Here is a 14732-nt window from a genome sequence, read left to right on the forward strand (position 1 = left end):
AACAATTGGGGTGCAGTTCATTTATGAGAAGGCTTTTTTATGTTTAAATTGTTATATTCTTCGTTTATACTCTCTATTTGATAAAATTAACCCGGCTACAAAAAGCTTGTTTGGTATATTGATTCTTCAAATTCTCAAATTCATATCGATCAAAAAATAAAAAACAAGCTAGATCCAATACCAGCTTGTTCTATCATGCTTTTGAAAATCGTTCAAAAACTTTCATTAACTCTTCAATTGCTTCATCCCCATTACCATCTTTAATAGCATTAGAAACACAATGATTTGTATGATTTTTTAGAATACCCATGCCAACCTTCTTCATTGCTGCATTAATAGCTGAAATCTGTACTAAAATATCAACACAATAACGATCATTCTCAATCATATTTTGGATACCACGTACTTGCCCTTCAATTCTCTTTAACCGATTCATAATTTGTTCTTTTTCTTTATCCGATCTATGAGTAGTAGCTGCCTCATTTTCATTATGATTCATTTGATCACCTTCTTAAAGTTTCTATCGTATTAACAAATAGATTTCTATAACAATCCCATTCGATTTCAATCTATATGTAATAACATCTAATCGGAGTATAACACTTATAGCGTAAAATATACATACAGACTAACCAAATCAAATTTTCAAGCGATTCATTAAAAACAATGATCAGAGTATATTACTCACAAATCTCAGCGCTTTACTTAAAGCGGTTGGCACTACCGATGCATGATTCTCTCCCTCGGCTTCATAAAATACGAATCGAAATTTATTATGTTGCAAATTCAGTAAACGCTCTGATAATGCATTAGCATCTCGAACCATATGATCTCTTTCTAATGCTCCTACTGTAAGAAAGACTCCTACTTCCGTGCTTGCTCTTTTTAATTTGTTTATAAATTCCGCTTCCCTCTCAAGAACAGATTGGTTATTCCACCAAATAGATGGACTACTTATGAAATAATTTTGAAAGGCATTTGTATTTGTAAACAATACATGTAAAGCAAATAGTCCACCGAGTGAATGTCCAAATATTGTTTGTCTTTCTCTATCAATCTCAAAATACTTTTCAATTTGCGGCTTCAATTCATCTTGAATGAATTCTAAAAATTCATTCCCTCCTCCTGATTTAGGCCATGGTTTCCCATCAGGTTTCGGTGGTGCATCTACTGAAGGTGAAGAAGGAGTAAAATCGTAGCATCTTTCAGAGGCTGCAAAACTTCCTTCTATCGGATAACCAATGCCAACAATAATCGATGGTGCAACTCCAGTTTTTTCCGCTCTTACTGATTGAATCTTAATAGCCTCTTGGAACGTTTGGAAAAATGCATTACCATCTAATACGTAAATAACAGGGTATCCGGAGGCAGGAGCTGGTTGCTTCGGCTTTGAAATATAAATTTGATATTCACGAGTCCCTGTTTTCGAATCCATCTTCCATTGCTCTGTATTTGAAATAGTAACATCTTTTTTTTCAATACTAGTATTCATGTGATTCCCCCGCTTTGATCATTTTAACTCGTTATATATTTCGGCATTTTCTTCTTGGAACACGCTATCATAACCGAAACATACAGGAGCTCCATTATATGGTTCTATCATAACGCGTACATCAATTTGAAATACATTTTTTAACACTTCGTTTGTAATAATGTCGACTTCCCAAAACCATTCGGACCAATAATTGTAGTGAATTTTCTTTTTTGTATTTCTACATTCAAATCACGAAAAACTGTGAATTTCCCATAGCTTATTTCTAGGTTTTCAGCGCTTAGAACATTCACTTTCTATCACTCCTCTTACGCCTTTGATTTGTATAACAGATATAGGAAATATGGTACACCAATAATTGAAATTACAATCCCAACCGGTAACTCAGCTGGTGTGAAAACCGTTTTCGCAATAAAGTCTGAAGCAATCACGAGTAGCATTCCAATTGCACCACATACAGGAATTACATGATTATGATGAATGCCGACCAGACGCTTCGCAATATGTGGTGCCATTAGACCAATAAATCCAATGCTCCCTGACACAGAAACACAAGCACTCACTAATCCAATACTGCTTAATAATAAAATCGATTTTTCTCTTTCTACTGAAACTCCTAAACTTGTTATAATCGTCTCTTCCAATTGAAATAAGTCAAGCAAATACGCTTTTCTTTTGATAATTGGAATTAAGATAATGAGCCATGGCAACACAGCAATAATATACTTCCAGTTTGCATTATATATACTTCCCGAAACCCACACAGTAGCCATTTCAAAGTCAGTTGCTTTCATTTTCAATGATAAATACATAGAAAATGCTCCGAAACCCGAACCTATTGCAATTCCTGTTAACAACAGACGCTGGGAATCTAACTTTCCATTTCTCCAAGAAAACATATAGATGAATATAGCGGCTCCTAAACCACCAACTAAACCAAACAAAGGCATCATCATAATCGAGATCCAATCTGTACTTTTTACTTGTCCTTGAAAGAAAAACATAAAGATAACTATCGCCGTTCCTGCCCCTGCATTAATCCCTAAAATACCTGGATCTGCCAGGCCATTTCGTGTAATACCTTGCAAAACAGCACCAGCAATTCCGAGACCTAATCCTACTAATCCCGCAATTATAATTCTAGGAAGTCTAAAATCAAATATAACTAAATCGTGTTCCGGAGCTGGATTAATTCGTAATAATGTACGAATTACATCTGTAATCGCAATATCAAATGTTCCATTCGTTAAACTAATATAAATTACGCTCAAAATAAAAAAAATAATAATGCTCATTGTTATGATATAACGCTGAGTTGAACCTCTAAGCATGTTTCTCTCCTCCCCTCTTTCCAATTAAATAAAGGAAGAAAGGAATTCCGATTAGGGAGGTAACGACTCCAATTGGTGTTTCGAATGGATAATTGACAAACCTACTAATTACATCACATACAGCTAAAAAGATCCCGCCTATTACACCAGCACATGGAATTACCCATCTATAGTCCATTCCAATTAAAAAGCGGGTAATATGAGGAATAATTAATCCAACAAAACCAATTCTCCCAACTAAAGCAACCGCAGTGCCTGTTAAAAACACAACTGAAAGAATTGCTACTGCTTTTATAAGTTTTGTCCGTTGTCCTAAATTGATAGAAACCTCTTCACCTAATGAAAGAATTGTAATGGACTTTGAAATAAAAAGCGCCATAATAATCCCAGCAATCCCAAAAGGAATAGCTAATTTTAGTATATTAGGATCAATTTGATGCAATTTTGCATTATACCAAGAGCTAATATTTTGAGACACCTGAAAATAAGACGCAATTGCTACTGAAATACTACTTAAAAAGGTTCCAATTACAGTTCCTATAATCGCTAATCGAACTGGAGATAATCCATTTCGAAGCAATGAGCCAAAACCATAAACCATTCCAGCTCCCAATGCTGATCCAAACATAGAACATAAAATCATATTTATCGAAGACATTCCGGGAAGAAATACCATGCAAAGTGTAATAACAAAAGCCGATCCATCTGTCACTCCCATTATAGAAGGGGATGCAAGATAGTTTCTTGTCATCCCCTGCATAAGTGCTCCTGATATGGCTAAAAATGCTCCTACTAATAAGGCTCCCACAACCCTTGGTAAACGGGAAGTAACAATAATATTATGATTTACATTTCCTGAATCAAAATGGAACAATGCATTCCAAGCTGTTGTAAAATCAATACTCTTCGCTCCATATAAAATAGATAATAAGATTGTTAATACAATCAATATGGGAGCTAAAAATAAAATAATCATTGGTACTGAATTTATTTTTCGCATATTATTCAACGCACCTTACTAGTTAATTAGCTAAATTTTTCTCCGCAGCTTTTAAGAAAGCTGTTTTACTCCAAGCAGTACCACCTTGTGCCATTGGATCAACAGAATTTACAAATACTTTTTTATCTTTTACGGCTGTAATACTTTTCCAAATCGGGTTACTTTGTAAATCCTCTAACGCTTTTGGATTATCTTTATTTTCGCTTCCTTCAAATTGTAAGAAGATATAATCTGGATTGATTTCAGCGAATTTTTCTAAAGAAATCGCTTCTTGTGCTTTTACAGATTTAATTTGTTCTGGAACAGTTAATCCCAAATCTTTATAAATAACGGGATTGAAGTATACGCCTTCCGGATAAAGATATAGGCTACCAGCTCTCAGCCTTACTACAAGAACTTTTTTATCTTTTAATTTATCCCCTATTTTTTCTTTAGCTTTTGTAGCATCTACTTTATAATCCTTAATAATTTTTTCTGCTTTATCTTTTTTGCCTGATAACTCTCCCATTAGCTTTAAGTTTTCTTCCCAATTTGTAGAAATATGTGATACTGGGAATGTTGGGGCTACCTTCGCGAATTTCTCAGCTGCCTCTGGTGGAAATTTTGAACTAGATGTAATTACATCTGGTTTTAATTGAAGTAATGTTTCAAAATTGGGTTGCATTTTCTCACCAACAGATTTTGCACCCTCTAAATCTTTTGCTAAATACTCAGGTAACTTTCCACCTACTGTAATTGCCCCTACTGGCTTAATACCAAGTACCGCTGCATCTTCCATTGATTCTAAGCTAGCAGTTACAATATTCTTTACTTTTGCAGGTACTGTATATTCTTTACCTAAGTATGTAATCTTTTGTTTCTCATCTTTCTTCGTTTCAGCCGCTTTTGATGCTTGCTTTTGTTCTCCTGAACTCTTATCTGCACTGTTACAGGCTGCAAGACCTACGCTTAATACTGTAACCATTCCTAGCGTAAATAATTTCTTGTTCATACTAATAAATCCCCTCTCTTAATTTATTTTATTTAAATATAATATTTTAATAATTATTATATTAATCTCTGTATTTCCCATAAAACCATCTATTCAATATTAAAGCTCATTTATTTCACTTCCCCTAATAACATATTATTTACCACTTAACTAATCGATAACGATTATCATTATCGATTATATAGTTATAAACAAATTATTTCAAGAATGATTTGAAAAATTTTAACAAAATAAATAAAAAGTCGTGTCTATCCTTCATCCAAGATAGACACGACCTCTCTTTTTCTAAAATTCCATATTCAATTCCACAGGACAATGATCTGATCCTATTACTTCAGTATTAATTTTCGCTTCAACAATTTGACTTTTTAATCTTTCAGAGACAACGAAATAATCTAAACGCCAACCAATGTTTTTTGTTCTTGCATTCATACGATAAGACCACCATGAATATGCCCCTTCTTGATTAGGGTATAAGTAACGATATGTATCGATAAACCCCTCATCAAGAATCCGGGTAAACTTTTCTCTTTCTTGATCTGAAAATCCCGGATTTTTCCGATTTGTTTTTGGATTTTTCAAATCAATTTCTTTATGTGCTACGTTCAAATCGCCACAAAAAATAACTGGTTTCTTTTGATCTAAGCGCTTAATATATGATAAGAAAGCATCCTCCCATTTCATTCGATAATCTAGACGTTCCAATCCCCGTTTGGCATTTGGCGTATAGAGCGTTAGCATATAAAAATCTTCAAATTCTAATGTAATTAATCTTCCTTCTTGGTCATGCTCTTCAATCCCTAAGCCATATGTAACAGAAAGCGGTTCTTTTTTTGTAAAAATAGCAGTTCCTGAATATCCCTTTTTCATAGCATAGTTCCAATACACGTGATATCCTTCAGGATTTAAATCAACTTGTCCACTCTGCAATTTAATCTCTTGTAGACAAAAAATATCTGCATCTACTTCTTCTAAGTATTCTATAAAACCACCTTTTGCAATAACTGCTCGTAAACCATTTACATTCCACGAAAGAAATTTCACTTTTTGTTCCTCCTCTTGCTGCTTTTGCATGCTATCATACTTGTTCTATGTTTTTATTTTCTGCTTACATGCTAACACAAACGAAAGAGACTATCATTTTTTCATCTTTGTAATCTTGCTCTTACATTCTTAAATGCGTACATGTGTACTTCTTTCAGGATATACTAATTTCGGAGGTGATTCCTATGCAAAATGAAAGATTACAATTAGAAACAAGCGTAAACAATTTGACGGATGAACGTTGGCAAGCAATTGTACACAACGATTCTTCTTATGATAACAAGTTTCTTTATGCTGTCAAAACGACAGGGGTTTTTTGCCGACCATCATGCAAATCTAGAATACCAAATAAAAACAATGTACGAATTTTTCTCAATGCACAGCAAGCATTATCCGAAAAATTCCGTCCATGTAAACGCTGTAGGCCAAATGGAATGAAGTTACCGGATGAAGATTGGGTGACACAAATTATAGATTACATTAATAAAAATTATCATGAACCATTAACCCTCGAAATACTAGCAGATATGTGTCATGGCAGTCCCTATCATTTACAGCGTACTTTTAAGCGAATCAAAGGTATTAGCCCATTAGAATATATACAACAAATAAGGATTTCCGAAGCTATGCAGTATCTTACAAATACAAATCAAACCATTATAGAAATAAGTTTTGCTGTGGGCATACCCAATACTGCACATTTTGCAACATTATTTAAAAAGAAAACGGGGTATACCCCTACTGAATTTCGAAACATTAATCATATAAACGAGGTAAAATAACATGGCATCTAAAACCAAACAAACTATATATTGGACGTTATTTATTCATGAAAACTGGCATATGTATATTGCCGCAACATCAACTGGACTATGCTTTGTAGGGTCTCAGCATCAAACTTTGGAAGAGTTAACAACTTGGACGAAAAAACGGTTTCCGAAACATACTCTCATTCAAGACACCTTAAAGCTACAACCATATATACAAGAACTAACAGAGTACCTAGACAAAAAACGTGAAGTATTTACATGTCCCATTGATATTCACGGAACACCTTTCCAATTAGCTGTTTGGAATACATTACGTGAAATTCCTTATGGAAAAACCTATTCCTACTCAGATATTGCAGAGCTTATTCAAAAACCAAAATCAGTACGCGCTGTAGGCACCGCAATTGGAGTCAATCCTTTACTTATTACAATCCCTTGCCATCGTGTGATTGGAAAGAATGGGAAACTATCTGGCTTTAGAGGTGGATTAGCAATGAAAAAAGAATTGTTAACCTTAGAAAAAATATTATTGTAGGTGGTTAAAAATGAAGAATGTTACAATTCCTCTTGAATGGGATGCCCCTTATTTTATAGGCAACGAAACAATAAAAAACTACTGTTTCCCTTGGTGCGAACAAAAACCGTCCCCAAGAAACAATCGCAAATTTAAATTTAGAAAAGAAGCTGAACAAACTGGTTATCTGCCTTGTAGAAATTGTTGTCCTGGGCTTCCATATAGAGCATGGCAAGACGATGAGGAAAGCATAACAGTAATTGTTCCAAAAGAATTTAGCTTTGAACAAAATTTGCACTATCTTTCACGCTCCAAAAATGAATGTATGTTTCACATTGAAAATAACAAAATTTATAGAGTTGTTCCGATTGAGGGAGAAAACCCGTTAATCGAAATAAGTGTAAATGATGAGGGAAACATCCATGTTCGCTTTTTAGGCGATGGGATACCACCTGAAAAATGGGTTCGTGCTGCAGTGGCGAGGTATGTAAGAGAATGGTTTGATTTAGATACAGATTTAATCCCATTTTATGATTTAGCAGAAAATGATGTACTTCTGTCTAAACCAATCAACGAATATTATGGGCTTCGTAATATGGGAATTCCTGATTTATTTGAGGCACTCTGTTGGGGGATTCTTGGTCAACAAATCAATCTTGGGTTTGCCTATACATTAAAAAGACGCTTTGTTGAATCCTTCGGCGAATATATCGAATGGGATGGACGTAAATATTGGATATTTCCAACACAAGAGGTTATCGCCAACCTAGCAGTAGAAGATCTAACAGAATTAAAAATAACCCTCAGAAAATGTGAATATCTTATTGGTGTCGCAAAACTCATGACACAAGGTTCCCTAAGTAAAGAATTGTTCATAAAAAGCGACCTAAAAAATGCTGAGAGAACATTACTCAACATACGTGGTATTGGACCATGGACAGCAAATTATGTTTTAATGCGTTGTCTAAGATTCCCGTCTGCTTTTCCAATTGATGATGTTGGCCTACAAAATGTGATTAAACTTTTAACAGAATCAGATCAAAAACCAACAAAAGACGAAATAAAAGATTATGCTTCAGCATGGAAAAATTGGGAATCCTATGCAACCTTTTATTTATGGCGAGTCCTGTATTAAATTTTTCAGCACAACAATAGATAGGTTCATATTATAGATGAAATTTATTCTTATTTATAACGAAACTCCCTTTCCTTAAAATACCTTATGTATTCCACATATAGACAAGTACATCATCAATATACCAAAAACTCACAATTGAGAAGTGACAAACGGAAGAAATCCGGGTAGCTCCTATTACCCGGATTTCTTTTTATGCCTGCTCTTCAAATAATCGTGCTATTTCTATAATAACCTGAACAGCCTTTTCCATATTATCTACAGAAACGTATTCAAATTTACCGTGATAGTTTTCACCACCAGTAAAAATGTTTGGGGTTGGCAAGCCCATATATGATAATTGTGATCCATCCGTTCCCCCACGAATTGGTTGAATATTTGGTTCAATATCAAGTTTTTTCATCGCCTCATACGCAATATCAACAATTTCTCTGACCGGTTCAATTTTCTCAAGCATATTATAGTACTGATCATTCATCTCAAGAATAATATTTTCCTCACCATACTTCTCTTGCATCTGCTTCGTAATATTCGTAATTTTTTCTTTACGAGCCTCAAAGTTTTCACGTTCAAAATCTCGAATGATGTAATGAGATTTACTTTGCTCCACATCACCATTTACAGAAATGAGATGATAGAAACCTTCATATCCCTCTGTATATTCTGGTGCTTCTTCTACTGGTAACTGCGCATGAAACTCCATCGCTAACTTACTTGCATTGAGCATTTTATTTTTTGCCGTTCCAGGGTGCGTATTATTTCCTTTAAAAATAAGTTTTGCACCTGCAGCATTGAAGCTCTCATACTCCAATCCTCCAAGTGGACCTCCGTCCATTGTATAAGCGAAAGATGCTCCAAAAGCCTTCACATCAAAGTGAGATGGTCCACGACCGATTTCTTCATCAGGCGTAAATGCCACTCTAATCTTTCCATGTTTAACTTGTGGGTTATGTAATAAATAATTCATAGCAGTCATAATTTCTGTAAGGCCAGCTTTATCATCAGCACCAAGAAGCGTTGTTCCATCGGTCGTAATTAAAGTGTGACCTTTATATGATGGTAATTCTGGAAATTGTTCTGGATTTAAAATAACATTCAATTCCTTATTCAATGTGATTGCCTTACCATCAAAATTCTCATGAATTTGTGGTTTCACATTCTTCCCTGTAAAATCAGTTGCTGTATCTAAATGAGCTAAAAAACCAATTACAGGAACATTTTTATCTGTATTAGCTGGAAGTGTTGCCATAACATAACCGTTTTCATCCATCGTTACTTCCGTCAAACCAATTTGTTTTAATTCTTCAACTAGTAATTTCCCAAACTCAATTTGCCCCGGTGTTGATGGTACTGTATGACTTTCTTCATTCGATTGTGTATCTATCTTCACATATCTAGTAAATCTTTCTATAAGCTCTTGTCTCAACTTATTTCACTCCTTTTTCATAAATCTCTCTTTATTATAATCCTCAAGACAAAATATTTTAAAGTTTTTGACTGTAACTAAATTATTATTTCTGTCACATTTCGTATGTTGTCTCCATTGAAAAACACATGCTCTTCCTTAGTTAAAGCATAAAAATGTAAGAGTCTATTTTGAAAACAATACCATCAAAGTAGACTCCTATTATATTTAGATTATTATTAACGGAAACTTGGAACAAACAACTACTTTTATTTCTCTATATGCATAAGTACAATTCTCCATCCATCAGGATCTTCTATCGTAATCCCCTTTTCTTTCCAGTATGGATTTTCTGGTTCAACTTCATAGTGCCCCATTGCACGTAACCTATTATTTACTTTTTCAATTTCACCTTTATCCGGTATATAGAATACAAGTAAATTGTCTTTTGTTGGAGCTAGACATGGGCTGCCATTTATATGCCTCGTAAATTCTAAATGATATTCTAAATCAGGTAATCCAAACATAACCCCATCATATCCTTCATGATTATGAAACTCACCGATACGTTTTAAACCTAAACCTTCTTCATAAAATGCAATAACTTCTTCAAATTTATCTGTCGGCCGCGCAATTCTAAACTTGACCCAGTTCTTCATACTTTTCTCTCCCTATAAAATCTCTTTACATTCTTATTTTTAATATAAGTGAATTCAATGTTCATTACATCCCCCATTAGTACGAAGATAAGCGAATATATAAAATGCAAATTACTTGAAATACAGAGTACTACACATTAATTTATACTTTGCGTAATAAAATAGTAATAACCATTCTATCAAACTACTTTTTAAATCCATGTTAATGGGAGGAACTGGTATGTATAAAAACGATCGAGAAAGAAAATGGAACGGTCCTTCCAAAGCCAAAGCAATCCCACTTTCTCTTTTAGAAGTAAAAAATGAGCTGAAGAAAAAAAGTAAACTCAAACAAATTCCTATTAAAACATGTAAATTAACAAAAGAAGAGAAAATACTAATTCGTGAAATTAAAGAGCGAACAACACAACTAAACAAAAATAATGTGACGAGAACACGCGCTTATTATCAGTTTTACCTTCACCATCCTGAGATACACTGGGCTCTCCTTGGACATATGGTATCGCGTAATGGTGGTTGGAATATGACAGATTTAAAAGGAGATTTATACACAAAACTATTATCGGAAAAAGATCAACTTACCTATTTCTCTTTTTTAGAGCGGGGAAACTGGTTAATCTTCCAAGATGTGTATCCACAATTTTTACTATATGAACAAAGTCTCAATAGATCTAAAACTCTCTTTTACCTTCTTCCCTATCTCAATGTCTCAACGTTTATGGAAACGATGTGGAACCATTTTTGGAAAACGGACAATCGCTATACATTAACTATAGCAATGATTATTAACGAACAAAGCTATTTAGAAAAAAGAGTCATTCAAAATGACCACTTTAAAAAGACCGTACTAAATAGCGTTGGCTTTCAACTCTTTGATTTCTTCCATTTTAATCATATCCTTTTTCCATACTATGAGGATGAGACCAAACAAAAAACATCGCTATTTGGTGATACAATGAAGCACTTCACCTCCTTACATGAACGGATTTTACTAGGCAAACGTTTGTACTCATTATTGTTTCGTAATGAGAAAACCTTATCAAAAGTAATAAATTGGGCTCATGATCATCCACATACTGCTTCACGAAAAGACTACTGGCCCCATTTATTTTCTGATGTAAATGAATCATTTTCTCGGGAATTTTATAAACGAAGAACAAAAAAATGTCAGCTCAGAAAAGGTGCAAAGCGTTTATACAGTCCTCAATTAATATATGCATGGAAAGATTTAGATCATGAAGATGCCGAGAAAGGAGACTGGTTTGAAGATTGGCATATCGTAGACTATTTCATTGAAAAGGGAGAAAATATAAATGGAAAGATCGAGGATAACTATTGCAAAACACTTGAAAAAATTGAACTTGCAATTCTTACGAAAAAAAACATCCTTCTCCGAGATGAAGAAACTGAAAAGTAATTATCTACCGTTTGTAATTACGATAATTCTTTCTTGTTTCATCGGAACATATTTAGACTTTCTATTTGTTAGCAAACAAATGTACACATTCCCAGTCAGGCCATTTCCAAATACATTTACAATTAATGTAGCTTTTACATTATTGATATTGCCAGCCTTTACTGCTTTATTCTTGCTCATAGCAAAGAAATTATCTCCATTTTCAAGAATTCTATTTATTGTTTCAATAGGTGTTTGCGCAAATATATCAGAGCAGATTGCTGAAAATGTAGGATTATTCACCCATAGTAAGAACTGGCATCATTCGTATTCCTTGTTTGGTTATATGCTTTTCCTGTTCTTCATATGGAATTTTTATCGATGGTTAAAAACGAAATGACGATATTACAATATAGAAAATTACATATTATTAATTAACCTGCGAGATTACTGTTCGTTCTAATTCCCTCCCTTATCAGCAGTCTTATTATCGATTGAATTAGAATTAAGATGTTAACCTTTTTGAGTTATACACTAAGTATTTCCCTGTTTGAATTTAGCATAGTTTTCCCCGTTCATTCCCAACTATGAATATATTTACTCATTCTACAATGTGAATAGTGGTAACTATACATATATACAAATTGAATGCCCACTATTATAGGAATCGAGCTTCTTTAGGTTAAAGAATGATGGCTCTCAATCTTTGTAAAAATACACATTCCATTTCATTTAGGCTACCACTTATCGAAAATTGAAAGACTACAAAACAGTAACCGCATACCACTTAACTCCTATGAGAAGACTTAAAACTAGGACGATATAAATAGCAGACAAGTTCGTCACATTCTGCTTCGTGGACTGACCGTAATGATCTTCCGCGTTTCTTGCAACTAACATCGTTCCTAAAAGTGATACAATTACAATAATAATAACTAATGAAATTGCAAATTCCATTGGCTTTCTCTCCTCTAAAACCAGTCTATTTGAACAGAAAATCGAACCGTTCAACTTAAAAAATTTTATATTTTTGGATGAGAACATAACCAAGAACCTTAAAGCATACTACCTTTCTCTATTATAATAAGGGATGTTTATTCAAGAAGGACCATCCACTTCTACAATTTTTTGCTCATCCACTTTACAAGTGAAAACTGGTATTTCTCAGTAATTGCTATCACTAAAAAAATTAAAAAAACAATACAAAAAAGCAAACAACCTAATGAGTGTTTCTCATCGGTTGTTTGCTTGATATGAGCTCTCAAATACATTTAAGCTTTTATTCCTATATCAAAAATTTTTAGTGTCATTAATAAGAGCACTGCTTACCAAACGACGCGAATTAACGGTTAATAACTTCATTCTCTGTCTGAACATCAACTGGAACACGTTTTCCTATTCCAAAAGCATAAAAACTAATGACAACGATTGCTAGGAAAACGATACCTACAATAAGTGAAATTCGTGTATCTTCATTGAACCACATACCGATTAATACCATAATTAAAAAGGCAATCGTTAAATAATTTGTAACAGGCGCAAAAGGCATTTTGAACGGATGATTTTCCATTTCAGCTCCTTTTGCTTTTCTGAATCGAATTTGACTAATCAGGATGACAAACCACGGAACCATACCAGGAAGTACACTTGCGCTGTATACATACACGAATAAGTTTTTTGGTGCAATATAACTTAAAACAACGCCAACTGCTAAACCAATTAACACACCAACCGTACCAAATAAAGGTACACCGTTACGGGAAATTTTCGCAAAGTATTTTGGCGCTTGTCCATTCACCCCTAATGTATAAAGCATACGTCCTGCACTGTAAATACCACTGTTACAGCCAGACATTGCAGCTGTGATTACGACAAAGTTAATTAGTCCAGCTGCTGCTGTAATCCCAACTTTCGCAAAAGTTGCCACAAACGGGCTACCAATTGAATTTAGTTGATCCCAAGGATAAACAGTTACAATAACAAAAATTGCACCAATATAGAAGATTAAAATACGCCAAATCGTACTTTGAATTGCTTTTGTTAACGTTTTTTTCGGATCTTTTGCTTCGCCAGCTGTAATCCCAATTAATTCGACACCTTGATAAGCCCCAACCACTAGTGATAAAGCAAAGAAGAATCCTGACCAGCCACCTGTAAAGAAGCCGCCATTTTCCCAAAGATTAGATAACCCAATTGCATTCCCTCCGTTACCCAATCCGAAGAAAATAAGTCCAAACCCTGCAATAATCATTAACATAATGGTAACGATTTTAATCATTGCAAACCAAAATTCAAACTCACCAAATGATTTAACAGAAATTAAATTCGCCGCACCAAGAATCACCATTGTGATGATACCTGGCACCCAAGCAGGTAGATCTGGGAACCAGTACTGCATGTATGCCCCAACCGCTATAATTTCTGACATTCCAACAATTACCCACTGAAACCAGTTACTCCACGCCGTCATATACCCTGCTAATGGATGTATATACTTATGGCCAAATGTCGCAAATGAACCTGTTCCCGGCTCTACATACAACATTTCTCCCATCGCACGCATAATAAAAAATATAAAAATTCCAGCAATTGCATAAGCAAGCATTACTGATGGGCCTGTCCATTGAATCGTGCTGGCCGATCCCATAAATAAACCAACACCAATTGTGCCACCCAAGGCAATCATTTGAATGTGACGCGCTTCTAATCCCCTTTTTAGTTCTTTATTTGCCACTCCATTTCCTCCTCATCCACTATTCATAAGCGAGATACAATACTACAATTCCTATTAAGTAAAAAATAATAAGCAAGCGTCACTTTTTTTCTCTCTCTGAAAAGCTGCCCCTAAAATCCTTTTACTCCCCTTCGATCATTCGCAATAATCAGAAAAATAAATCCATCTTCCTTTCATCATAAAATTACAAAATTACTTATTTTATAATAATTTATCTTTCTGAGAAATACAATTATTTTTTGAAAAATTATTATATACAAA

15 protein-coding genes and 2 pseudogenes are annotated in these 14732 nt (G+C 34.3%); 5 read left to right on the forward strand and 12 right to left on the reverse strand.

What is annotated here, in order from left to right; genetic code table 11:
* Positions 1 to 193: 193 nt before the first annotated feature.
* From CN288_RS27150 to CN288_RS27185, 8 genes and pseudogenes are all read right to left on the reverse strand, one after another.
* Complete coding sequence (locus tag CN288_RS27150; RefSeq protein ID WP_026590413.1) at positions 194 to 499, reverse strand: metal-sensing transcriptional repressor; 306 nt, start codon at positions 497 to 499, stop codon at positions 194 to 196.
* A gap of 171 nt (positions 500 to 670) precedes the next feature.
* Complete coding sequence (locus tag CN288_RS27155) at positions 671 to 1492, reverse strand: alpha/beta hydrolase (protein WP_026590412.1); 822 nt, start codon at positions 1490 to 1492, stop codon at positions 671 to 673.
* Positions 1493 to 1510: 18 nt separating this feature from the next.
* Positions 1511 to 1660 (reverse strand): annotated as a pseudogene (locus CN288_RS30290) (ABC transporter ATP-binding protein); the annotation flags it as partial.
* A pseudogene (locus CN288_RS27165) lies at positions 1642 to 1785 on the reverse strand (ATP-binding cassette domain-containing protein); the annotation flags it as partial. The pseudogenes CN288_RS30290 and CN288_RS27165, both read right to left, overlap by 19 nt.
* Positions 1786 to 1800: 15 nt before the next feature.
* A complete protein-coding gene (locus CN288_RS27170) occupies positions 1801 to 2823 on the reverse strand; it encodes a FecCD family ABC transporter permease (RefSeq protein WP_098303574.1) in 1023 nt (340 codons plus the stop codon).
* Positions 2816 to 3823, reverse strand: coding sequence for a FecCD family ABC transporter permease (locus tag CN288_RS27175; RefSeq protein ID WP_026590410.1), 1008 nt, complete (start codon positions 3821 to 3823; stop codon positions 2816 to 2818). Before CN288_RS27175 ends, CN288_RS27170 begins: the two co-directional genes overlap by 8 nt.
* A 22-nt stretch (positions 3824 to 3845) precedes the next feature.
* Complete coding sequence (locus CN288_RS27180) at positions 3846 to 4814, reverse strand: iron-hydroxamate ABC transporter substrate-binding protein (RefSeq protein ID WP_026590409.1); 969 nt, start codon at positions 4812 to 4814, stop codon at positions 3846 to 3848.
* A 285-nt stretch (positions 4815 to 5099) separates the two neighbouring features.
* Positions 5100 to 5858 carry an exodeoxyribonuclease III gene (locus tag CN288_RS27185; RefSeq protein WP_026590408.1) on the reverse strand — a complete coding sequence of 253 codons (759 nt, stop codon included), beginning with the start codon at positions 5856 to 5858 and terminating at the stop codon, positions 5100 to 5102.
* Between the two features lie 185 nt (positions 5859 to 6043).
* On the opposite strand from CN288_RS27185, the gene CN288_RS27190 reads away from it, so the two are divergent.
* The 3 genes from CN288_RS27190 to CN288_RS27200 are packed head-to-tail and all read left to right on the forward strand — an operon-like array spanning position 6044 to position 8277.
* Complete coding sequence (locus CN288_RS27190) at positions 6044 to 6640, forward strand: bifunctional transcriptional activator/DNA repair enzyme AdaA (protein ID WP_026590407.1); 597 nt, start codon at positions 6044 to 6046, stop codon at positions 6638 to 6640.
* 1 nt (position 6641) lies between these two features.
* Complete coding sequence (locus CN288_RS27195; RefSeq protein ID WP_026590406.1) at positions 6642 to 7163, forward strand: methylated-DNA--[protein]-cysteine S-methyltransferase; 522 nt, start codon at positions 6642 to 6644, stop codon at positions 7161 to 7163.
* 10 nt (positions 7164 to 7173) lie between these two features.
* A complete protein-coding gene (locus CN288_RS27200) occupies positions 7174 to 8277 on the forward strand; it encodes a DNA-3-methyladenine glycosylase family protein (RefSeq protein WP_098303575.1) in 1104 nt (367 codons plus the stop codon).
* A gap of 193 nt (positions 8278 to 8470) precedes the next feature.
* On the opposite strand, the gene pepT is transcribed toward CN288_RS27200, so the two are convergent.
* Positions 8471 to 9703: a peptidase T gene (gene pepT, locus CN288_RS27205; RefSeq protein WP_098303576.1), complete on the reverse strand. Its 1233-nt coding sequence runs from the start codon at positions 9701 to 9703 to the stop codon at positions 8471 to 8473.
* A 248-nt stretch (positions 9704 to 9951) separates the two neighbouring features.
* Positions 9952 to 10341 carry a VOC family protein gene (locus tag CN288_RS27210; RefSeq protein ID WP_026590404.1) on the reverse strand — a complete coding sequence of 130 codons (390 nt, stop codon included), beginning with the start codon at positions 10339 to 10341 and terminating at the stop codon, positions 9952 to 9954.
* A 220-nt stretch (positions 10342 to 10561) separates the two neighbouring features.
* On the opposite strand from CN288_RS27210, the gene CN288_RS27215 reads away from it, so the two are divergent.
* On the forward strand, positions 10562 to 11758 hold the full coding sequence (locus tag CN288_RS27215; RefSeq protein WP_026590403.1) for a DUF2515 domain-containing protein: 1197 nt from the start codon (positions 10562 to 10564) through the stop codon (positions 11756 to 11758).
* Positions 11655 to 12137 carry a CBO0543 family protein gene (locus tag CN288_RS29945; RefSeq protein ID WP_231503890.1) on the forward strand — a complete coding sequence of 161 codons (483 nt, stop codon included), beginning with the start codon at positions 11655 to 11657 and terminating at the stop codon, positions 12135 to 12137. Before CN288_RS27215 ends, CN288_RS29945 begins: the two co-directional genes overlap by 104 nt.
* Before the next feature lie 362 nt (positions 12138 to 12499).
* On the opposite strand, the gene CN288_RS27225 is transcribed toward CN288_RS29945, so the two are convergent.
* Both CN288_RS27225 and CN288_RS27230 read right to left on the reverse strand, forming a co-directional pair.
* Positions 12500 to 12694 carry a hypothetical protein gene (locus CN288_RS27225; RefSeq protein ID WP_026590402.1) on the reverse strand — a complete coding sequence of 65 codons (195 nt, stop codon included), beginning with the start codon at positions 12692 to 12694 and terminating at the stop codon, positions 12500 to 12502.
* A gap of 385 nt (positions 12695 to 13079) precedes the next feature.
* The gene (locus CN288_RS27230) at positions 13080 to 14471 is read right to left on the reverse strand and encodes an amino acid permease (protein ID WP_026590401.1); all 1392 of its coding nucleotides are present in this window, start codon (positions 14469 to 14471) and stop codon (positions 13080 to 13082) included.
* Positions 14472 to 14732 lie beyond the last annotated feature (261 nt).

It is taken from the genome of Bacillus sp. AFS023182, from assembly GCF_002560575.1.
GTDB lineage: Bacteria > Bacillota > Bacilli > Bacillales > Bacillaceae_G > Bacillus_A > Bacillus_A arachidis.

Bases quoted from the DNA above. Each gene is read 5' to 3' on its own strand.
- CN288_RS27150 (WP_026590413.1), bottom strand. From the start codon at position 499: ATGAATCATAATGAAAATGAGGCAGCTACTACTCATAGATCGGATAAA.
- CN288_RS27155 (WP_026590412.1), bottom strand. From the start codon at position 1,492: ATGAATACTAGTATTGAAAAAAAAGATGTTACTATTTCAAATACAGAG.
- CN288_RS27170 (WP_098303574.1), bottom strand. From the start codon at position 2,823: ATGCTTAGAGGTTCAACTCAGCGTTATATCATAACAATGAGCATTATT.
- CN288_RS27175 (WP_026590410.1), bottom strand. From the start codon at position 3,823: ATGCGAAAAATAAATTCAGTACCAATGATTATTTTATTTTTAGCTCCC.
- CN288_RS27180 (WP_026590409.1), bottom strand. From the start codon at position 4,814: ATGAACAAGAAATTATTTACGCTAGGAATGGTTACAGTATTAAGCGTA.
- CN288_RS27190 (WP_026590407.1), top strand. From the start codon at position 6,044: ATGCAAAATGAAAGATTACAATTAGAAACAAGCGTAAACAATTTGACG.
- CN288_RS27195 (WP_026590406.1), top strand. From the start codon at position 6,642: ATGGCATCTAAAACCAAACAAACTATATATTGGACGTTATTTATTCAT.
- CN288_RS27200 (WP_098303575.1), top strand. From the start codon at position 7,174: ATGAAGAATGTTACAATTCCTCTTGAATGGGATGCCCCTTATTTTATA.
- CN288_RS27210 (WP_026590404.1), bottom strand. From the start codon at position 10,341: ATGAAGAACTGGGTCAAGTTTAGAATTGCGCGGCCGACAGATAAATTT.
- CN288_RS27215 (WP_026590403.1), top strand. From the start codon at position 10,562: ATGTATAAAAACGATCGAGAAAGAAAATGGAACGGTCCTTCCAAAGCC.
- CN288_RS29945 (WP_231503890.1), top strand. From the start codon at position 11,655: ATGGAAAGATCGAGGATAACTATTGCAAAACACTTGAAAAAATTGAAC.
- CN288_RS27225 (WP_026590402.1), bottom strand. From the start codon at position 12,694: ATGGAATTTGCAATTTCATTAGTTATTATTATTGTAATTGTATCACTT.